The sequence below is a fragment of the Williamsia sterculiae genome (genome assembly GCF_900156495.1).
Lineage (GTDB): Bacteria > Actinomycetota > Actinomycetes > Mycobacteriales > Mycobacteriaceae > Williamsia_B > Williamsia_B sterculiae.
This window is the reverse complement of record NZ_FTNT01000012.1, coordinates 1-20,394: the sequence shown is the minus strand read 5'-3', so window position 1 is coordinate 20,394 and position 20,394 is coordinate 1. Positions and strand designations below refer to the sequence as shown.

Annotated in this window: 20 protein-coding genes and 1 tRNA gene; 15 read left to right on the top strand and 6 right to left on the bottom strand. The window is 65.9% G+C overall.

Features of this window, described 5'->3' with window-relative positions; all coding sequences use genetic code 11:
* Positions 1-43: 43 nt before the first annotated feature.
* Positions 44-715, bottom strand: coding sequence for an HAD family hydrolase (locus BW971_RS17430; protein WP_076482248.1), 672 nt, complete (start codon positions 713-715; stop codon positions 44-46).
* A 213-nt stretch (positions 716-928) separates the two neighbouring features.
* On the opposite strand from BW971_RS17430, the gene BW971_RS17425 reads away from it, so the two are divergent.
* Complete coding sequence (locus BW971_RS17425) at positions 929-1,516, top strand: TetR/AcrR family transcriptional regulator (RefSeq protein WP_143690443.1); 588 nt, start codon at positions 929-931, stop codon at positions 1,514-1,516.
* Between the two features lie 117 nt (positions 1,517-1,633).
* Here BW971_RS17425 and BW971_RS17420 read toward each other — a convergent pair whose 3' ends face one another.
* The 3 genes from BW971_RS17420 to BW971_RS17410 all read right to left on the bottom strand — a co-directional run bounded on the left by BW971_RS17420 (position 1,634) and on the right by BW971_RS17410 (position 3,429).
* A complete protein-coding gene (locus BW971_RS17420; RefSeq protein ID WP_076482243.1) occupies positions 1,634-2,269 on the bottom strand; it encodes a TetR/AcrR family transcriptional regulator in 636 nt (211 codons plus the stop codon).
* Between the two features lie 20 nt (positions 2,270-2,289).
* On the bottom strand, positions 2,290-3,138 hold the full coding sequence (locus BW971_RS17415; protein WP_076482241.1) for an SDR family NAD(P)-dependent oxidoreductase: 849 nt from the start codon (positions 3,136-3,138) through the stop codon (positions 2,290-2,292).
* A gap of 214 nt (positions 3,139-3,352) precedes the next feature.
* Positions 3,353-3,429 (bottom strand) — tRNA-Leu (locus BW971_RS17410).
* Positions 3,430-3,546: 117 nt separating this feature from the next.
* On the opposite strand from BW971_RS17410, the gene BW971_RS17405 reads away from it, so the two are divergent.
* The 8 genes from BW971_RS17405 to BW971_RS17370 all read left to right on the top strand — a co-directional run bounded on the left by BW971_RS17405 (position 3,547) and on the right by BW971_RS17370 (position 13,001).
* On the top strand, positions 3,547-4,194 hold the full coding sequence (locus tag BW971_RS17405; RefSeq protein WP_083710262.1) for an ANTAR domain-containing response regulator: 648 nt from the start codon (positions 3,547-3,549) through the stop codon (positions 4,192-4,194).
* A gap of 166 nt (positions 4,195-4,360) precedes the next feature.
* Complete coding sequence (locus BW971_RS17400; RefSeq protein ID WP_076482238.1) at positions 4,361-5,599, top strand: branched-chain amino acid ABC transporter substrate-binding protein; 1,239 nt, start codon at positions 4,361-4,363, stop codon at positions 5,597-5,599.
* An 87-nt stretch (positions 5,600-5,686) separates the two neighbouring features.
* Entirely contained in the window at positions 5,687-6,730 is a 1,044-nt protein-coding gene (locus tag BW971_RS17395) for a branched-chain amino acid ABC transporter permease (protein WP_076482236.1), read from the top strand.
* The gene (locus BW971_RS17390) at positions 6,727-7,965 is read left to right on the top strand and encodes a branched-chain amino acid ABC transporter permease (RefSeq protein WP_076482234.1); all 1,239 of its coding nucleotides are present in this window, start codon (positions 6,727-6,729) and stop codon (positions 7,963-7,965) included. The genes BW971_RS17395 and BW971_RS17390 overlap by 4 nt, the downstream gene beginning before the upstream one ends.
* Positions 7,965-9,008, top strand: a complete 1,044-nt coding sequence (locus BW971_RS17385) for an ABC transporter ATP-binding protein (protein WP_083710260.1) — start codon at positions 7,965-7,967, stop codon at positions 9,006-9,008. Before BW971_RS17390 ends, BW971_RS17385 begins: the two co-directional genes overlap by 1 nt.
* Positions 9,009-9,090: 82 nt before the next feature.
* Positions 9,091-9,786, top strand: a complete 696-nt coding sequence (locus tag BW971_RS17380; protein ID WP_076482474.1) for an ABC transporter ATP-binding protein — start codon at positions 9,091-9,093, stop codon at positions 9,784-9,786.
* A 144-nt stretch (positions 9,787-9,930) separates the two neighbouring features.
* Positions 9,931-12,594 (top strand): DNA polymerase I, encoded by a 2,664-nt coding sequence (gene polA / locus BW971_RS17375; protein ID WP_083710256.1) that lies wholly within the window; start codon positions 9,931-9,933, stop codon positions 12,592-12,594.
* 110 nt (positions 12,595-12,704) lie between these two features.
* Positions 12,705-13,001 carry a hypothetical protein gene (locus tag BW971_RS17370; RefSeq protein ID WP_076482229.1) on the top strand — a complete coding sequence of 99 codons (297 nt, stop codon included), beginning with the start codon at positions 12,705-12,707 and terminating at the stop codon, positions 12,999-13,001.
* 36 nt (positions 13,002-13,037) lie between these two features.
* Here the strand turns inward: BW971_RS17370 and BW971_RS17365 are convergent, their stop codons facing one another.
* Complete coding sequence (locus BW971_RS17365) at positions 13,038-13,562, bottom strand: 2'-5' RNA ligase family protein (RefSeq protein ID WP_076482226.1); 525 nt, start codon at positions 13,560-13,562, stop codon at positions 13,038-13,040.
* A gap of 223 nt (positions 13,563-13,785) precedes the next feature.
* On the opposite strand from BW971_RS17365, the gene BW971_RS17360 reads away from it, so the two are divergent.
* From BW971_RS17360 to BW971_RS17345, 4 genes are read left to right on the top strand one after another with little or no spacing between them, the layout of a single operon-like run.
* The gene (locus tag BW971_RS17360; RefSeq protein ID WP_076482223.1) at positions 13,786-14,712 is read left to right on the top strand and encodes an ABC transporter substrate-binding protein; all 927 of its coding nucleotides are present in this window, start codon (positions 13,786-13,788) and stop codon (positions 14,710-14,712) included.
* The gene (locus tag BW971_RS17355; RefSeq protein WP_076482472.1) at positions 14,709-15,692 is read left to right on the top strand and encodes an amino acid ABC transporter permease; all 984 of its coding nucleotides are present in this window, start codon (positions 14,709-14,711) and stop codon (positions 15,690-15,692) included. Before BW971_RS17360 ends, BW971_RS17355 begins: the two co-directional genes overlap by 4 nt.
* A 5-nt stretch (positions 15,693-15,697) precedes the next feature.
* Positions 15,698-16,450, top strand: a complete 753-nt coding sequence (locus BW971_RS17350) for an amino acid ABC transporter ATP-binding protein (RefSeq protein ID WP_076482473.1) — start codon at positions 15,698-15,700, stop codon at positions 16,448-16,450.
* A gap of 40 nt (positions 16,451-16,490) precedes the next feature.
* Positions 16,491-17,201 (top strand): dienelactone hydrolase family protein, encoded by a 711-nt coding sequence (locus tag BW971_RS17345; RefSeq protein ID WP_076482220.1) that lies wholly within the window; start codon positions 16,491-16,493, stop codon positions 17,199-17,201.
* A 24-nt stretch (positions 17,202-17,225) separates the two neighbouring features.
* On the opposite strand, the gene BW971_RS17340 is transcribed toward BW971_RS17345, so the two are convergent.
* On the bottom strand, positions 17,226-18,050 hold the full coding sequence (locus BW971_RS17340) for a class I SAM-dependent methyltransferase (protein WP_076482217.1): 825 nt from the start codon (positions 18,048-18,050) through the stop codon (positions 17,226-17,228).
* A gap of 185 nt (positions 18,051-18,235) precedes the next feature.
* On the opposite strand from BW971_RS17340, the gene rpsA reads away from it, so the two are divergent.
* Positions 18,236-19,714, top strand: a complete 1,479-nt coding sequence (gene rpsA / locus BW971_RS17335) for a 30S ribosomal protein S1 (RefSeq protein ID WP_076482214.1) — start codon at positions 18,236-18,238, stop codon at positions 19,712-19,714.
* 260 nt (positions 19,715-19,974) lie between these two features.
* Positions 19,975-20,394, top strand: a 420-nt coding sequence (locus tag BW971_RS17330) for an MlaD family protein (protein WP_159441880.1), incomplete at its 3' end; no start/stop codon positions are given.

Sequence of the window (20,394 nt, the reverse complement as noted above, 5' to 3'; positions counted from 1 at the left end):
GGAAGGGCCAGTTGAAGGACGAAAGTTGTTGTCGGGTCGACGTTCACGCGTGGTCTCGGACGAGGTCGAGGACGTGCTGCGGGTCGAGGGAGGCGACCGTGACTGCCGCAGCGGAGAAGTCGCCGCCGGAGGTGTTGTCGTTGGGGAAGGCGATCGTGCGGATCCCGGCGGCATCGGCGGCCGCGACACCGCCCACGTTGTCTTCGATGGCCACGATCTCGTCTGAGGTGGTGGAGAGTTCGCTGAGAGCGAAGGTGTACGCGTCGGCCTCTGGCTTGGGATGGTCGACGGAACCGGAGTCGACGACGATGTCGAAGGTATCGGTGTCGATCTCCGGTGCGAGGGCCGTGAGGAGGGCATTGATGTTGTCCCGCGAGGTGGTGGTCACGAATCCCACCCGGACCCCGGCAGCCTTGGCCGCTTCGATCGTCGGCACCACACCTGGTCGCGGGGACACCCCGGACGACGCGAGGAGGCGCTGGAAGATCTCCGATTTCGTCGCATGGACAGCATCGGCGTCGACGTCGTCGCCGGTGGAGGCCGCGAACTCGGCGATGCGCTTGGCGCCGCCGTTGGAGCCCAACATCGCGACATAGTCGTCACGACTCCAGTTCCATCCCAGCTCGTGGGCGGAGAAGGCGTCGTTGAACGCCTGCCGCTGGAGCTCGGAGGTGTCGGCGAGAGTGCTGATGGAACCGAACAAGATGGCGGACATGAAGGTCCTTTCCTAGCGGCGGACACGCCGAAGATCGCGAAGCGGCGGGTCGAGCGGCTTCACATGTGAACGAGAGTGGTTGACGCCGTGTTGTTTTGACGAGAACCGAGGTCGATACAGGATTCAGAGTACAGTACTGGTCACAGAGTTCAAGATGTATTTTCAACCCGTCACCGCGACTGAGCAGCACTATCCGGACACGCGACGAGGGGGGTGAGTGAAGAGATGGCACCGCCCGTTCCGGGTCGCAGGTCGGCCGATTCGACCGAGGACGCCAGGGTCGCCCGGACCCGCGCCGACGTGGGCCGCGCCGCTCTACAGGTGTTGACCGAAGAGAGCTGGGACGCCATCACCCACGCCCATGTGGCCGACGTCGCCGGATACTCCAAGACGACGCTGTACACCCACTGGCCGTCGCGGCTGGATCTGGTGACGATCGCGTTGGATGCAGTGGGGGAGATGCCACACCTCGAGCCGACCGGGGAACTGCGTACCGATCTCATAGCCGAACTGACGGCGTTCCGCAGAGCGGTGTCGGACTACAAGCTCGACCGCATCCTCATCGTGCTCGCGCAGTGGGGGGTGACCGTCGACGAGATCCGTCGGATCCGTGAACGCCTCGTGACCGAGGGCGAACGACCATTGCGCAGCATGTTGGCCACGGTGGCGCAGGGACCATCGTTCGACGCTGCGGTATCGATGCTGTCGGGAGTTGTGGTCTGCGCAACGCTCATGTGGGACGAGCTGCCCAGCGACGAGGTGATCGCGGCCGCGGTGGACATCGTGCTGGACGGTGTCTGAGGCAGACGGAGTCGGCGAGAACCGGGTCTCATCGTGTCGTGCTCGTCGTACTGCGGTGAGGTCTGAACCGCGAGAGCGGGTCACGCCAGGACTTGGAGACCGTGCCGGCGGATGCTGTCAACGGGCAGAACGCAGGATGACCGTGACTCCTGGATCGAAGTCCGTGGCGGGGTCGATGTCGATGACCGTCCGCAGCTGCGCGATCAGCGATGCGGCAGCGAGTGTTGCCACGTGGTCGACTGAGACGGCGCCGGTCTGGATACGGTCCAGAATGAGCTCGTCGAACTGGGCAACCCAGGACCGCATCGCGGCGCGAAGAAGCGGAGATGGCTCGCCGGTGCTCCCGATGCGGTCGAGGATCCGTCGTGCGCCGCTCCAACGGAGCTCGTCGAACAGGAGCTGCATGTCCCGGTCCGAACCCAGGTCACCCCTCATGAGCGCACGGAACCCTGTCTCGTGGGCCTCGATGTACCTGACGTGTCGGCGCAGAGCGCCCAGTAACTCGTCTTCCAGGCCTCCACCGGTTGGCGGTGTGTTCTGTTCGTACGCGAGTTCTTCGCGGATCTGGCTCATGACGGCCAGATAGAGACCCCGCTTGTTGCCGAAGTGGTGGGCGATCAGGCCGTATGCGACCCCGGCCTCCCGTGCGATCTCGGTGGTGGTGACCGATTCGTAGCTCCGAGTGCCGAACAGCGCGCGAGCAGTCTCGATGAGCATGCGACGACGCTCCGTGTCGGAGGAAGTGGAAGCCATGCCGGCACGGTAGTTGACGATCAGTCAGTACCGTCACCTGCGCGGTCTTCTGGCAGCTGCCGGGTAGTCGACGCCAGATCGACTCGTCGGCCACCGATGCCGGCCATCAGACGTCCGATCGCGGGTAGCTCGGTCGGCAAGAGGACGTATGAGGGGTAAGCGAGTCGGGTTTTCGCGCGCTTGATCGCACGCACGATCGCCGCGGCGACCCTGTCGGCGGAGACGGGCGGGATGGTGGCGGGCGGTTTGCCCTTCCACGGCAATTCATCGATGTCGCGCAGCGCGGTGTCGGTGCCTCCCGGGATGACTTCCAGTACCTGGACTCCGGTTCCCGCGAGCTCACCCCGCAGTGATGTGGTTGCTTGTGCCAGTGCCGATTTCGACGCCGCGTAATACGCCAACAGCGGCAGCGGGATCGACTGGATCGTCGAGGTGACGTTGACGATCGTTCCGTGCCCTTGCTCCACCATCGTCGGCGACAGAGCGGCTCCGAGTGCCATCGGCGACCACAGATTGGTCTCGATGACCGCGCGGGCCGCTGAGCCGTCGCCGAGGGTGCTCACTGTGCCGGTCACGCTGACGCCCGCATTGTTGATGAGGATGTCCACACCCGACAGCTCAGCGAGCGTCCGTGTGGCGAGGGTTGCCGCAACTCCGGGTCGGGAGAGGTCGGCTGTGAGCACGACCGGTCTCGGATGACCACGACGGGCGATCTCTCGCGCCACATCGTCGAGCAACTCGGTGCGGCGAGCTGCGATGGCGAGCTGGGCGCCTTCTGCGGCAAGGCGCTTCGCGAGAGAGCGCCCGATGCCACTCGACGCTCCGGTGATCAGAACACGCCGACCATCTAGTTGATGCGTGGATCCCATACTCGTGACCTCCCGAAGGGTGCATCCGCGCCGCGTGACACCGGCACCTGATCGGTGCCCACGGTAGGACTTGATTGATAATCAGTCAATGTTGTCGGACAAGCAACCCGAGGCCGATGTGACGCGCAATCGTCCTGAGCTATAGCGACGACGAGGTGGTGATCTGACGAGCTGCGCCGCCGTGCACGGGACCGCGGTCGATCATGCGGTTGTGTGGTGCCCTCGGTGAGACTCGAACTCACACTGGACGGGTTTTGAATCCGTTGCCTCTGCCAATTGGGCTACGAGGGCAATTCCACTCCTGACCTCCGCGAACGGGCGGCCCGGGTAGTGCAGGGGACCACTCTAGTAGATCGGCGACCCGCCGGGCCAACCGGTACTCTGCACCCCACCGGGGCCGCGAGCCTGATGGCCCCGTCCACTCGACGCGGAGGTGATCTGGTGTCTGCACAAGCTACGACCACGGACGAAGAGCTGATCCCGCACCGCGTACTGGTCGCCGAGGACGACTCCCTGATCCGGATGGATCTCATCGAGATGCTCCGGGAGGAGGGTTACGACGTCGTCGGGGAGGCGCCCAACGGTGAGGTCGCGGTGTCGCTCACCGAGGAGTTGAAGCCGGATCTGGTGATCATGGACATCAAGATGCCGGTTCGTGACGGGATCGACGCGGCGGGCGAGATCGCCGAACGCCGCCTCGCGGCGGTGGTGATGCTGACCGCGTTCAGCCAGCGCGACTTCGTGGAGAAGGCGCGTGACGCGGGTGCGATGGCTTATCTGGTCAAACCGTTCACCAAGGCGGATCTGGTTCCCGCCATCGAGGTCGCGGTGAGTCGATACAACGAGATCGCCGTCCTCGAGCGCGACATCGCGGGACTCACCGATCGGTTGGAGACGCGCAAGCTGGTCGAGCGGGCCAAAGGGCTTCTGATGGCGAGCCAATCGCTCTCCGAGCCGGAGGCGTTCAAGTGGATCCAACGGGCGGCCATGGACCGCCGTACCACCATGAAAGCGGTGGCCGAGGTCATCATCGAGACCCTGGACACGCCTGCCTGAGCACCCACAGCTCGTGCGAAAGTTAAATTCTCGCTACGTTGCGTCCGCCCACGTGGGCGAATCTTCCGATTGGCAACGCGTACCCGGCTGAACCGGGCTATCTTTTCTCAGCATCTGTTCAGTTGGGGCGACGTCGAATAGGCGTTGGGCCGTATCGGAGGTTGAAATGCAGCGTCGTGTCGCGACGGGAGCTCTCGCAGTGGCGATGGCATCCGTGCTGGCGGTGTCCGCCTGTTCGGACAAGTCGTCCTCCGGAGGGGGATCGGCCGAGTCATCGGGGTCGAGCGGTGGCGGCGGGTCGTCGAGTCTGAAGATCGATGCGCTGGCCCAGATCGACACCTCGGGTAACGAGGTCCCCAAGGGATCGACGAGCGACGCCGCAAACCCTGCGGGTGACGGCAAGGCGACCTGCAAGCCGACGTCGATCGCCATGGCCGGTGCGCTGACCGGTGACAACGCCGCCCTCGGCCTGAACATCCGCTACGGCGCCGAGCTCGCGGTGAACCAACACAACAAGGCCAACCCCGGTTGCCAGGTGACACTGAAGACCTTCGACACCGAGGGTGATCCGCAGAAGGCGACCCAGGTCGCACCGCAGATCGCCAACGACCCGTCGATCATCGGCCTGATCGGTCCCGCGTTCTCCGGCGAGACCAAGGCGACCGGCGCGGTGTTCAACCAGGCGGGCCTGGTCTCCACCACCGCCTCGGCCACCAACCCCGCGTTGACCACGAACGGATGGAAGACCTTCTTCCGCGGTCTGGCCAACGACGACGTGCAGGGTCCGGCCGTCGCCAAGTACATGACCGGCAAGCTCGGTTACAAGAAAATCTGTGTCATCAAGGACGACTCCGAGTACGCGGCCGGATTGGCCAAGGCCATCACCACCGGGCTCGGGTCGGCCAACGACTCGAGTTGCGCGGGTGACGTCAAGACCAAGGAGCGCGACTTCTCCGCCGTCGTCGCGAAGGTGAACAGCGCCAAGCCCGATGCGGTCTTCTACGCCGGGTACTACGCCGAGGCCGCACCGCTGGCACAGCAACTGAAAGACGGTGGGGTCACCGCCAAATTCGTCTCCGGTGACGGTGTGAACGACCCGCAATTCGTGTCGCAGGCCGGTAGCGCGGCCAAGGGTGCGTACCTCTCCTGCCCGTGTGGTCCCGCGCCCGAGCAGTTCACCAAGGACTACGAGGCCCAGTTCAAGCAGGCGCCCGGTGTCTACTCGGTGGAGGCCTACGACCTCGCGACGATCATGGTCAAGGGCATCGACAGCGGCAAGACCACGCGTCCGGCGCTGCTCGACTACATCAAGACCTACGACGGTCAGGGTCTTGCCCGTACCTACAAGTGGACCGGCACCGGTGAGCTCACCACCTCACTGATCTGGATGTACGACGTCAAGTAACCCCCCCGACGATGCGCCCGGCGAGCAGCGATGCCCCGGGCGCATCGTTTGTGCGTGGAGCACCCTGAACGCCCGAGAGGCTCTCGAATGACCGTCCATCTGCTGGCCCAGAGCACCACCGATCTGGCGGCCACCATCAACTTCGACGTCGGATCGCTCGTCGACAACTTCTGGACTCTGACCGTGGAAGGCCTGACCTACGGGGCCATCTATGCGCTCGTCGCCGTCGGCTACACCCTGGTCTACGGGGTGCTGAAGCTGATCAACTTCGCCCACTCCGAGGTCTTCATGTTCGGCATGTTCGGCCAGTACATCGGGCTGCTGTTCCTCGGTTTCTCGCCGCAGGCCGACGCGTACGACCAGGGCACCCTGCTGACCATCGTCTACCTGCTGATCGCCGGTCTGATCGGCATGGTGGTGGCGGGAGCAGCGGCCATCGGACTGGAACGAGTGGCGTACCGGCCGCTGCGGCGCCGCAAGGCCAAACCCCTCGCCTTCCTGATCACCGCCATCGGGATGTCCTTTGTACTACAGGAATTCGTGCATTACGTGTTGCCCAAGTTCGGCGGGGATCCGACGCTCGGTGGCTCGACGGCACAACCGGCCATCAAGCTGGTGGAGCCGAAACCCGAGTTCGACATCTTCAGTGCGACGGTCACCAATGTCACCGTCACCATCGTGGTGTCGGCGCTGGTGCTCGCCGCCGCCACCGAGATCCTCATCAACCGCACCAAGTTCGGCCGCGGTATCCGCGCCGTCGCGCAGGACCCCGATGCGGCGACACTGATGGGTGTATCGCGTGAACGGGTCATCCTGCTGACGTTCCTCCTGGGTGGTCTGCTCGCCGGTGCCGCGGCCATCCTCTACACCTTGCGGGTGCCCAACGGGATCGTCTACAACGGCGGCTTCATCCTCGGGATCAAGGCATTCTCGGCGGCCGTTCTGGGTGGCATCGGCAACGTCCGCGGTGCGCTTCTCGGTGGGCTCCTGCTCGGGGTCATGGAGAACTACGGGTCGATCGTGCTGGGCAACCAGTGGAAGGACGTCGTCGCCTTCGCGTTGCTGGTGCTGGTGCTGATGTTCCGCCCCACCGGCATACTCGGCGAGAGTCTGGGAAGGGCAAGAGTATGAGCGCCGCCGAGAAGGCCGTTCCGGCCGGCGACACCGGTCCCGACACGAGGCCTGGGGGCCGGGAGCGCCGCGGGCTCGGCGACCGGGTCCGCGGGTGGTGGGCCGGTCTGAGTCGCCCGGCGCAGTGGGCGGTGGGGATCCCCGCGATAGTCATCATCGCCCTGTTGCCCGTGGTCAAGCCGCCGTTCATCACCACCACCGCAGTCGATTTCGGCGCCATGATGGCCCAGTTCTCGATGATCGCGCTGATCGCGATCGGCCTGAACGTGGTGGTCGGTCAGGCGGGTCTGCTCGACCTCGGGTACGTCGGTTTCTACGCCGTCGGGGCGTATGTGGTCGCCATGCTCACCAGCCCGTCGAGTCCGATCTGGGGATCGGAGGACCACGGGTTCTTCTCCAGCAGCTGGGCCTGGGTGGCCTGCGTGCCGCTGGCCATCGTGCTGACGGGGTTCACCGGTGTCATCCTCGGCACCCCGACCCTGCGGTTGCGCGGTGACTACCTGGCCATCGTGACGTTGGGTTTCGGTGAGATCGTCCGGCTGCTGGCCGACAACCTCACCGACGTCACCGGGGGCGCCGCCGGCTTGTCCAACATCGCGTTCCCGGAGTTGTTGAAGTCCACGACCCATCCCGAAGGTGTGTTCTCCAACGGGAACAACCGAGGCACCTTCAACTACGGCGTCTGGTGGTTCTGGTTGGGCATGGTGCTGGTCATCCTGGCCCTGCTGTTCGTCGGCAACCTGGAACGATCCCGCGTCGGCCGGTCCTGGATCGCGATCCGCGAGGACGAGGATGTCGCGGAGATCATGGGTGTGCCCACGTTCAAGTTCAAACTCTGGGCATTCGTCATCGGCGCGGGGATCGGCGGGCTGTCCGGTGCGCTGTACGCGGGGCAGGTGCAGTACGTGGACCCCAAGGGTTTCACCGTCATCAATTCGATGCTCTTCCTCTGCGCGGTGGTCCTCGGCGGTCAGGGCAACAAGCTCGGGGTCATCGTCGGGGCGTTCATCGTGGTCTACCTACCGGCGCGCGTGCAGGGCATCCAGGTCGGTGGCCAGTCGCTCGGCGACTTCAAGTACCTGTTCTTCGGCATCGCGTTGGTGGCCTTGATGGTCTTCCGCCCACAGGGACTGTTCCCGGCGCGACAGAAGCTGTTGACCTATGGCAGGCAGGTCTATTCCGCGGTCAAACGCCCCGCGGCGGCAGGGGGCACACTGGGGTCGAGGGAGGCGTGATGGGCAAGCACGGGACACCCGACGACACCGGTTCCGATGGTGCGGTCAGTGAGTCGACCGCGGGCGAATCCAGCGCCGAGACCTCGTCGCCGACCGCTCCGGCCGCGACCGGACCAGACGCCGACCTGTCCGCGCTGGACGGTGCCGGAGCCGAGAACGCCAAGGTGACCGCGGTGGTCGACGTGACCGACGTGGACCCGAGACTGGCCGATCCCGAGGTGGTCGCCGAGGCGGTCGCACCGCAACGCGACATCAACACCCAGGTGGGCGGCGCGCTGCTCGAGGTGCGGGGACTGACCGTTCAGTTCGGTGGGCTCAAAGCCCTCGACGACGTCACGTTCGACATCAAGCGTGGCGAGATCTTCGGTCTGATCGGACCCAACGGTGCCGGCAAGACCACCTGCTTCAACGCCATCACCGGGGTGTACAGCCCCAGTGCGGGATCGGTCACCTTCGACAACAAGCCGCTGGGCCGGGTGAAGCGGCACGAGATCACCCGACGCGGCATCGCCAGAACGTTCCAGAACGTCCGGTTGTTCGGAGAGATGACCGCACTGGAGAACGTGGTGGTCGGCACCGACGCGCGGCACAAGACATCGGTGTTCGGCGCTGCCCTGCGCTCGCGTCGGCACTACCGCGAGGAACGCGACGCCGTCGACCGGGGTATGGCGCTGCTCGAGTTCGTCGGGATCGGGGCACGGGCGGCCGAGCAGGCCAAGAATCTCGCCTACGGCGACCAGCGGCGACTGGAGATCGCCCGAGCGCTGGCCACCGAACCGAAGCTGCTGTGTCTCGACGAGCCCGCCGCGGGCTTCAACCCCAGCGAGAAGACCGCGCTGATGGGCCTGATCCAGAAGATCCGCGACGACGGGTACACGGTGCTGCTCATCGAACACGACATGCGACTGGTGATGGGGGTGACCGAGCGCATCGTGGTGTTGGAATTCGGCCGCAAGATCGCCGAGGGGACCCCTTCCGAGGTTCGCGAGAACCCGGCCGTGATCAACGCCTACCTGGGGGTGCCCGACGATGAGATCGCCTAGTTTCGGCAAGAGACGCGACGTGAGAACCGGGAGTGCGGACGCCACCCCGGCGTCGGGTACGCCGGTGTTGCAGATCCGCGACATGGTGATCCATTACGGCAGGATCGAGGCCCTACACGGCATCTCGCTGACCGTCGACGCGGGCGAACTGGTCACGCTGCTGGGCGCCAACGGCGCGGGAAAGTCGACCACGATGCGCGGTATCTCCGGACTCAAACAACTGACGAGTGGGTCCATCGAGTTCCTCGGTCAGGACATCACCCGCATGCCCGCCGCGAAACGCGTGATCGAGGGCATCGTGCAGGTGCCCGAGGGGCGCCGGGTGTTCCCGGGGATGACCGTCGCCGAGAACCTGGACATGGGCTGCTACGGCCGTAAGTTCGGCAGCCGAGCGGAACAGAAGACGACCGTCGACTACGTCTACGAGCTGTTCCCGCGCCTCGCCGAGCGACGATCCCAGCTCGGCGGCACCATGTCCGGTGGGGAACAGCAGATGCTCGCCATCGGCCGCGCGTTGATGGCCCGACCCAAACTGCTGTTGTTGGACGAACCGTCGATGGGGTTGGCGCCCATGGTCATCCAGCAGATCTTCCGGATCATCGCGACCATCAACGAACAGGGCACCACCATCCTGCTGGTCGAGCAGAACGCGCAGCAGGCCCTCAGTCGCTCCGATCGCGGATACGTTCTGGAGACCGGGACCATCACGCGCGAGGGGCCCGGCAAGGAACTGCTGGCCGACGACGCCGTCCGGGAGGCCTACCTCGGGGTGGCGTGATCGGGTGGCCGGTTCGGCGCCCGTGCCGACCCGGTTCGGTCTGACCCGGGTCGGGCGGGGCTGTCGGGACCGACAACTACACTGCGACACGTGGCAGATGCGCGGAAAAAGTCAACTCAGCAGAAGTCGACCCAGCCCACCCTGATGTTGCTCGACGGGCACTCGTTGGCCTACCGCGCGTTCTTCGCGTTGCCCGCCGAGAACTTCAAGACCGCGACCGGCCAGACCACCAACGCGGTCTACGGGTTCACCTCCATGCTCATCAACCTGCTGCGCGACGAGCAACCCACCCACGTGGCCGCGGCGTTCGACGTGTCACGCAAGACCTTCCGCGCGGACATGTACCCGGAGTACAAGGCGCAGCGGTCCAAGTCGCCGGACGAGTTCAACGGTCAGGTGGAACTGACCCGCGAGGTGCTCGGCGCCCTGGGGATTCCGGTGATGGCCATCGAGGGATATGAGGCCGACGACATCATCGCCACCCTCACCACCCAGGCCGAGGCGGAGGGGTACAGGGTGCTGGTGGTCACCGGTGACCGGGACTCGTTGCAACTCGTCGGTCCGGACGTCACCGTGCTCTACCCGCGCAAGGGCGTGTCCGACCTGACCCGCTTCACCCCCGACGAGGTGGAGAAGAAGTACGGGCTCACACCCGCGCAGTACCCCGACTACGCGGCGCTTCGCGGAGACCCCAGCGACAACCTGCCCGGCATCCCGGGAGTCGGCGAGAAGACCGCGGCCAAGTGGATCCGCGAATACGGGTCGCTGTCCGGACTGGTCGATCACGTCGACGAGGTCAAGGGAAAGGTCGGGGCGGCGCTGCGGGAGAACCTCGCACATGTCCAGATGAACCGTCGGCTCACCGAGCTGGTCCGTGACATGACGCTGCCCGCGGTCCCCGACGACCTCAAACTCAAAGCCTGGGATCGCGAGCAGATCCACACACTGTTCGACGATCTGGAGTTCCGCGTCCTCCGCGACCGCCTGTTCACCACCCTCTCGTCCGCCGAACCGGAGGCCGAGTCGGGTTTCGACGTGCAAGGGGAGATCCTCGCCGCCGGCACGGTGCGTCAGTGGCTGACCGATCACGTGATCGGTCAGCCCCGTGCCGGGGTCGCGGTGTGCGGTCCCCAGCAGGTGTTCGGGTCCGACACCGACGGCATTGCGGTCGCCGCCGCGGACGGTGCCGTGGCCTACCTCGACACCGCGCTGCTCGAGCCCGATGACGAATGGGCCGTCGGTGAGTGGTTGGCCGACCCCGCGTCGCCCAAGGCGATGCACGAGGCCAAGTGGGCGATCCACGCCCTGCGCGGACGAGGGTGGACGCTGGCCGGGCTCACCAGCGACACGTCGCTGGCCGCATACCTGGTCCGCCCCGGGCAGCGATCGTTCGCACTCGATGACCTCGCCCTGCGTTATCTGCGACGCGAGCTCAAGGCCGACGACGAACCCGCCGACGCTCAACTCTCGTTGCTCGACGACGACGCGGGCGAGCAGCGACGCGCCGACACCGCGATGGTCGCGGCCACCGCCGTCGAGGAGCTCGCGACCGCCCTCGACGAGGAACTCACCCGGATCGACTCGCTGCCGCTGCTGACCGAGATCGAGGTCCCGCTGCTGGTGGTACTGGCGGATCTCGAGGCCGCGGGTATCGCCGTCGACACCGCGCATCTGGACGAGCTCGGTGCGACCTTCGCCGACCGGATCCGCACCGCCGCCGATGCCGCGTATGAGGTGATCGGCGAACAGATCAATCTCGGTTCACCCAAACAGCTGCAGACGGTGCTGTTCGACAAGCTGGAGATGCCGAAGACCAAACGGACCAAGACCGGGTACACCACCGACGCCGACGCCCTGCAGGGTCTGTTCGAGAAGACCCAACATCCTTTCCTGGCCCACCTCCTCGAACACCGAGACGCGACCCGCCTGAAGGTGACCGTCGACGGATTGCTGAAGTCGGTCGCCGACGACGGCCGGGTGCACACCACCTTCAACCAGACCATCGCCGCCACCGGACGGTTGTCGTCCACCGAACCCAACCTGCAGAACATCCCGGTTCGCACCGAAGCCGGGCGACAGATCCGCACCGAATTCGTCGTCGGCGACGGGTTCGAGTCGCTGATGACAGCCGACTACAGCCAGATCGAGATGCGGATCATGGCCCATCTGTCCGAGGACGCGGGTCTGATCGAGGCGTTCAACACCGGCGAGGACCTGCACAACTTCGTCGGGTCGCGTGCCTTCGGCGTACCCATCGACGCGGTCACCACCGAGATGCGACACCGGGTCAAGGCGATGTCGTACGGCTTGGCGTATGGGTTGAGCGCGTTCGGCCTGGCCGCGCAGCTCGGTATCGGACGCGACGAGGCGGTGGAACAGATGGAGGCGTACTTCGCGCGCTTCGGTGGGGTGCGCGACTACCTGCACGACGTGGTGGTGCAGGCCCGGCGCGACGAATACACCGCGACCCTGTTCGGCAGGCGTCGATACCTTCCGGACCTCAACAGCGACAACTGGCAACGCCGACAATCGGCAGAGCGGATGGCGCTCAACGCCCCGATTCAGGGCACCGCGGCCGACATCATCAAGGTCGCGATGATCAACGTCGATCGGCGTATCACCGAGCAGGGTCTCGCGTCGAGGATCCTGCTGCAGGTCCACGACGAACTCGTGCTCGAGGTGGCGCCGGGGGAGCATGACGTTCTCGAGGATCTGGTGCGTACCGAGATGGGTAACGCGATCACGTTGTCGGTCCCACTCGACGTATCCGTCGGATTCGGTCGGTCCTGGGACGACGCTGCGCACTGAGGCCGCCGCCGCGTCGCGGACGGGTGGTCGACACGCGCCGACCCGAATACGTGCCGGGTGCGGTATCGGACAGTAGTGTGGCTCAGGTCACACGAAGGAGGTATGCGCCGATGGCTGCAACCACGGGATCCAAGGATCTACATCAGTCGATCAACCAGCTTCGGGTCTGCATCACCGCGCTGCGGGTGCAGTACGGCGAGGCGCCCGCGGTCCGACGACTGACCAACGACCTCGAGCGTCTGGAGATCGACGTCCATGATCTCGAGACGTCGCCGCCGGAGCAGCTCCGCCCGCCCCCCGCACGGCCCGACGTGGTCTATGTACCCGACAGCAAGTCCGATGAACAGGCCTGGCTCGGAGCGCAGGACGAGGGTCTGGGCTTCCACTCTCGTAGCCGGACCATGTGATCAACGCCCGCGCCCGTCACGGAGGCCCAGGGGGACTCAGAGCGAGTGCTCGGTGCGGGTGTCCGGATCCCATCGCCGCAGGGTCGCCACGGCAGCCCGTGGTTGTGGCCGGGCGCGGTTGATGACGGCGATGGCCGCGCCGACGTCGTCGTCGTGGACTCGGCGCGCCACTGTCACGTGAGGCGTCCATTGGCCCGGTCGGCAATGATCGAAGACGGCTGAGTCTTCGTGATGTCGATCGACCACGTCGACCACATGTCGGTGTAGTCCCAACAGATCGGCGTTCACCACCACCCCGAGGGCGAGGGTCGATGTGCGCCCGCCGAACACCAGCGGCGCTCCGAGAAGGACCGCCACCGGCAGCTCCGCTGCCACCGCGCCCAGGTCTGCGTCCACCGACGCGGGGATGCGCGGTGCGGCCACTGCGGTGATGTGCGGCCGGTTGCTCGCCGACCGCACCCGGTTCTGGCTCGGGAGACCGTGTGCGCTCAACGTATCCCACAGCTCGCGGACGGCGGCATCGGTGTCCGCGTCGAGTAGGAACTCCACCGAATGCGCCACCGGTCCACTGTCTCAGAGACCGGGTTGCGGCGCGGGTTCGGGCTGGACGAGCGGGCGATGATGGCGACGACACGACGCTGTGGTTTGTCGTTTTCCCGCCGCGCCCACCGCGCGCCGGGGTTAATCTCCCGTTACGTAGCGAACGTGTCGTCGGCTTCTGGCCTAGGTTCGTTGCAGCGCACCGTGACCGGCAAGGGTCATCGGCGCGATCTTCCGACGAGAGATGTGGGGCAGTGGGTTGAGGATTCTGGCGCGATGTTTCAGCGGTGTGGGTGCCGTCGCGGTACTGGGTGTACTGACGGCGACCGTCTCCGGTTGCACCAACAGTGAGGGCAGCAGCGGGGCGCCGTCGACCGCCGCGAGCAGTGTCGCGGTGACGAAGGACAACGCATTGGCAGCGCAGCTGCCAGACAAGGTCAAGTCGTCCGGCCAGCTCGTGGTGGGCGTCAATGTTCCTTACTCGCCCAACGAGTTCAAGGACCCCAGTGGCAAGATCATCGGCTTCGACGTCGACGTGGTGAACAAGATCGGGCAGCTGCTGGGGGTCACCCCGCAGTACAAGGAAGCGGATTTCGCCAAGATCATCCCGGCCGTACAGGCCAACACCTACGACATGGGCATGTCGTCGTTCACCGACAACAAGGAACGCGAGAAGCAGGTGGACATGGTCACTTACTTCAACGCCGGTTCGCAGTGGGCCGAGCCCGCCGGGAAGACCGTCGATCCGAACAACGCCTGCGGCAAGAAGGTGGCCGTGCAGACCACCACCGTCCAGGACACCGACGAACTGCCCGCCAAGAGCAAGGCCTGCACCGATGCCGGTAAGCCGGCGATCGACATCCGCAAATACGACGACCAGGACGCGGCGACCAACGCGTTGGTCCTCGGCCAGGTGGACGCCATGTCGGCGGACTCCCCGGTCACCGCGTACGCGATCAAGCAGGCGGGCGGCAAGATCGAGAAGGCCGGTGCGGTCTTCGACTCCGCTCCCTACGGTTACCCGGTGACCAAGGGGTCGGCACTCGGCCCGGTGTTGCAGAAGGCCGTGCAGAAACTCATCGACAACGGTGCGCTGCAATCGATCGCCCAGACGTGGGGGGTCCAGGACGGACTCATCAAGACGTCGCAGATCAACGGCGCCACGAGCTGACGGTGCCGAACGCCGTCACCTCCACTCCGCACGACCCCGCCGCCGACCCGGAACCGATCAAGGCGGTTCCGGTCCGGCGGCCCGGGCAGATCGTCGCCGCGATCATCGTGGCGGTCCTCGTGGTCCTGTTCCTCTACGGAGCGGCCACCAACAAGGCCTACGGCTGGGACACATACGGCCGCTACCTGTTCGACACGCGCATCCTCACCGGTGTGGGGTACACGCTGGCCCTGACCGTCATCGCCATGGTCGTCGGGGTGATCCTGGGCGTTGCGTTGGCCGTGATGCGCATGTCGCCGAACCCGGTGTTGCGCTCGGTCTCCTGGGTCTACCTGTGGGTCTTCCGCGGTACCCCGGTCTACGTCCAGCTGGTGTTCTGGGGGTTGTTCCCCTCGATCTACAAGAAGATCGACCTGGGTATCCCGTTCACCGTGCAGTTCGCCCACTTCGACATCCAGACCCTGGACGCGGCCTTCGCCTTCGCCGCGATCGGTCTGGCCCTCAACGAATCGGCATACATGGCCGAGATCGTGCGTGCCGGCTTCACCTCGGTGGGCGAAGGGCAGACCGAGGCCTCGGTGGCGTTGGGCATGTCGTGGGGTCAGACCATGCGACGGACGGTGTTGCCGCAGGCCATGCGGGTGATCATCCCGCCGACCGGCAACGAGCTGATCTCCATGCTCAAGACCACCACCCTGGTGACCGCGGTGCCGTTCAGCCTGGAGGTCTACGGCCGTGCCCGAGATATCGCCGGGGTCAATTTCCAACCCATCCCCCTGCTGATGGTCGCATCCACCTGGTATCTCGCGGTCACCAGTGTGCTGATGGTGGGCCAGTTCTACCTCGAGAGGTATTACGCGCGGGGCAGTTCCCGCACGCTGACCGGTAAACAACTACAGGCGTTGGCCGACGCCGAGAAGGCAGGTGCGGCCGGAGACGTCGCACCGGGGACGGCGTTGCCAGGGGAGGACGGACGATGAGCCCGATGGTGCTCGCCGACCGGGTCTGCAAGAGCTTCGGTGCGCTGCAGGTGCTCAAGGGCATCAGCCTCGAGGTCGAACGGGGGGAGGTGACGTGTCTGATCGGGCCGTCGGGATCCGGGAAATCGACCTTCCTGCGCTGTGTCAACCATCTCGAGTCGGTGACCGCGGGTCGGCTCTACGTCGACGACGACCTGATCGGGTATCGCGAGAAGGGCGGCAAGCTCTACGAACTCAGCGCCAAGGACGCCGCGGCTCAGCGTCGCGACATCGGGATGGTGTTCCAACACTTCAACCTGTTCCCGCATCGCACCGCGCTGGACAACATCATCGAGGCGCCGATCCAGGTCAAAGGTGTTGTGCGCGCACGGGCGGTCGAACGGGGGAAGGATCTGCTGGACCAGGTGGGGCTGGCGGACAAGGCCTCGGCCTACCCGGCGCAGCTCTCCGGGGGACAGCAGCAGCGGGTGGCCATCGCCCGGGCACTGGCCATGGACCCCAAGCTGATGCTGTTCGACGAGCCCACCTCGGCACTCGACCCGGAGCTCGTCGGCGACGTGCTCGCGGTGATGCGCAACCTGGCCAAGGACGGGATGACCATGGTGGTGGTCACCCACGAGATGGGTTTCGCCAGGGAGGTCGCCGACCAACTCGTCTTCATGGACGCGGGCAAGGTGGTGGAGAAGGGTGATCCCCGCGAGGTGCTGAACTCACCACAGCACGAGCGGACCCAATCGTTCCTGTCCAAGCTGCTGTGACCCGGACGGGTCACGACCGCGGGTCGGTACCGTCGACCCGGTGAGCACACCGGGAGAGCAGAACATCACCTTCGACCTCGACAACGGTGCCACCGCACACGGTTATCTGGTGGGACCCGACGGTGACCGACCCGACGCGCGGGGGCCGGGCCTCCTCGTCATCCAGGAGTGGTGGGGACTGACCCCGCACATCGCCGACATCACGCGACGGTTCGCCGACGACGGATTCGTCGCCCTGGCACCGGATCTCTACGGGGGCGAGGTGGCGCACGACCCGGCGGAGGCCAAGCGGATGATGTCGGCACTGCCGTTCGCCGACGCGGTCCGCACCCTGGCGGGCGCGGTCGATCGGTTGCTGGTCGACGACCGGGTGATCGGTGACCGGGTCGGCGTGGTCGGGTTCTGCATGGGCGGCGGCTTCGTGCTTGCGCTGGCCGCACAGGAGGGTGAGCGGGTGTTCGCGGCCGTCCCGTTCTACGGGTTGCCACCGGAGAAGGTCTCGTACTCGGACTTGACCGCAGCCGTCCTCGGCATGTTCGCCTCCGAGGATCGCGCGTACCCGCCGGCCGCTGTCGACGCCGAGTGGGGCCGCATCACCGACGAATCCGATGCGGAGGTCGACCGGATCGATTGGGACGCCGGGCATGCCTTCATGAACGACGCGGAGCCGGGGCGTTACGACGCGGAGGTGGCCCCGCGTGCGTGGAGTACCGCGGTCCGCTTCCTGCGGGAACACGCGCCGACCGACTGACCGACCCATGTCACGCGGTGAGGATCACCGGACCCGGTCATCGCCGGGGAGGGAGCAGCAGAAGATCGCCGTTCCGGGGAAGTACTGACCGCGCAGTGGGCTCCACTGGCCCCACTCCTGTTCCAGCCACTCCGGCCACTCCGGCTCCACGATGTCGTCGAGCAACAACCCTGCGGCACGGATCTCGCGGACCCGATCGCCGATGGTGCGGTGGTGCTCCACGTAGGTGACCTCGCCGGTGTCGTCGACCTCGACGTACGGGCTGCGATCGAAGTAGGGGATGGAGACGGTGAGCCCCGGCGGACCGGGGTCGTCCGGGAACGCCCAGCGCATCGGATGGTTGACCGCGAAGACCCAGCGGCCCCCGGGCCGCAACACCCGGGCGACCTCACGCATCACGCGTGCCGAGTCCGCGACGAACGGGATCGCGCCGAACGCCGAACACACCACGTCGAAACTGTGGTCGGCGAACGGGAGGTGTTCGGCGCCCGCCTGCACCAGTGGCGTGCGGGTGAGGTCGGAGGTCATCGCCGCGAGTCCGCGACCGAGCATCTGCCGGGACAGGTCGAGCCCCACCGCCCGCGCCCCGGCCGACACCAGCCACCGACTGCACGGAGCGGATCCGCACCCGACCTCCAGCACGTCACGGCCCGAGACGTCACCGAGCAGGTGGGCGTCACCCTCGTGTAGCCCCTCCGGACACCAGACGAACTCGCCGCCGACGGTGTCGGTGCCCAGGAACGCACCGTGCTCGCGGTGATACTGCGAGGTCTCGGCATCCCACCACCGGCGATTGGCCGTCTCGCTGGTGGGAGAATCGGGTCGGAACCCGCTGACCGGTCGGCTCATGGGGGACCCGCGGGGTCATTTGCCCAGCACTGGGCGCCTGGCGTAACGTCGACAGCGCGCGTGCTCAGGCGCGTGCGAACCGTGCATGTCTGTATCGACGCCCGCATCGCGAACGACCGATACATCCTGATGCCACCCAGTTCGATCCTGTACCTACTACACACCTGTCCGGAGCCACTCACCATATGCCGTCCACGACCATCACCTCGCCGCAAGTTGCCGTCAACGATATCGGCACGGCTGAGGATTTTCTCGCCGCCATCGACTCCACGATCAAATACTTCAACGATGGTGACATCGTCGAGGGAACCATCGTCAAGGTCGATCGTGACGAGGTCCTTCTCGACATCGGTTACAAGACGGAGGGCGTCATCCCCTCCCGTGAACTGTCCATCAAGCACGATGTCGACCCCAACGAGGTCGTCAACGTCGGCGATGAGGTGGAAGCACTCGTCCTCACCAAGGAGGACAAAGAGGGTCGACTGATCCTGTCGAAGAAGCGCGCCCAGTACGAGCGCGCCTGGGGCACCATCGAGGAGCTCAAGGAGAAGGACGAGGCCGTCAAGGGCACCGTCATCGAGGTCGTCAAGGGCGGGCTTATCCTGGACATCGGTCTGCGTGGCTTCCTCCCGGCGTCGCTGGTGGAGATGCGCCGTGTCCGCGATCTGCAGCCGTACATCGGCAAGGAGATCGAGGCCAAGATCATCGAGCTCGACAAGAACCGCAACAACGTGGTGCTGTCGCGTCGCGCCTGGCTCGAGCAGACCCAGTCCGAGGTCCGTAGCGAATTCCTCCACCAGTTACAGAAGGGGCAGGTCCGCAAGGGCGTCGTCTCCTCGATCGTCAACTTCGGTGCGTTCGTCGATCTCGGCGGCGTCGACGGTCTGGTGCACGTGTCCGAACTGTCCTGGAAGCACATCGACCACCCGTCCGAGGTCGTCGCCGTGGGTGACGAGGTCACCGTCGAGGTGCTCGACGTCGACCTGGACCGTGAGCGCGTCTCGCTGTCGCTGAAGGCGACCCAGGAAGACCCGTGGCGTCAGTTCGCCCGGACACACGCGATCGGTCAGATCGTCCCGGGCAAGGTCACCAAGCTCGTCCCGTTCGGCGCGTTCGTCCGCGTCGAGGAGGGTATCGAGGGCCTGGTGCACATCTCGGAGCTGGCCGAGCGTCACGTCGAGGTGCCGGATCAGGTCGTCGCCGTCAACGACGACGCGCTGGTCAAGGTCATCGACATCGACCTCGAGCGCCGGCGTATCTCGTTGAGCCTCAAGCAGGCCAACGAGGACTACACCGAGGAGTTCGACCCCTCCAAGTACGGCATGGCCGACAGTTACGACGAGGCGGGGAACTACATCTTCCCCGAGGGCTTCGATCCCGACACCAACGAATGGCTCGAGGGTTTCGAGAAGCAGCGTGAGGCGTGGGAGGCCCGGTACGCCGAGGCCGAGCGTCGCCACAAGATGCACGGTGCCCAGATGGAGAAGTTCGCCGCGGCAGCCGTCGAGGCCGCCAACGCGCCGAGCGACTACTCGTCCGAATCGGCCGAGGCAGGTCGCCAGCCCGCTTCGTCCGGCGGCGGCGCACCCGCGTCGAGCGGTGGTTCGCTGGCCAGCGACGAGCAGCTCGCCGCCCTGCGGGAGAAGCTCTCGGGCAACGCCTGATTCTCCCGACGACCCACAACGGGCCCTTCCTCACCGAGGAGGGGCCCGTTGTCGTATCGACCGATGGTCGTGCCGAAGTGATCTGCATCATTCCGCGCGATCGACGTGGTCAAGACCATACGCCGCGCGATGGCGGATACGTCTCGCTGCTTTGGTGATTGCCGCGGATCGTGAAAATGTCGTAGCAGAACCGGCTTTCACGGATGAGCGCCTCGCGGAGGCGCGAGGGGTCGGGGCGACGAGACGAGGTATGCACCCGGATGAACATGATCAGCCGACTGCAGATCCGTCAGTTGATCGTGCTGGCCGTCCTCGCGCTGGTCACCCTCACCTACACCGGGATCCACTATGCGCGCCTGGGATCGGCTGTCGGTATCGGCGAATACACGGTGCGGGCGGTGTTCCCGGACTCCGGTGGCATCTTCACCGACGCCGAGGTGACCTACCAGGGCGTGGCCGTGGGCCGGGTCAGTGCGTTGCGGCTGACCAACGCGGGCGTGGATGTCGACCTGCGTCTGAAAACCGGGGCCGCGCGGGTACCCGCCGCATCCACCGCCGTGGTCGCGGACCGATCCGCGGTCGGTGAACAGTTCGTCGACCTGCGGCCGACATCAGCGGCCGGCCCCTTCCTGCACGAGGGTTCGGTCATCACCGACGTCGCCATCCCGCCACCCCTGGAC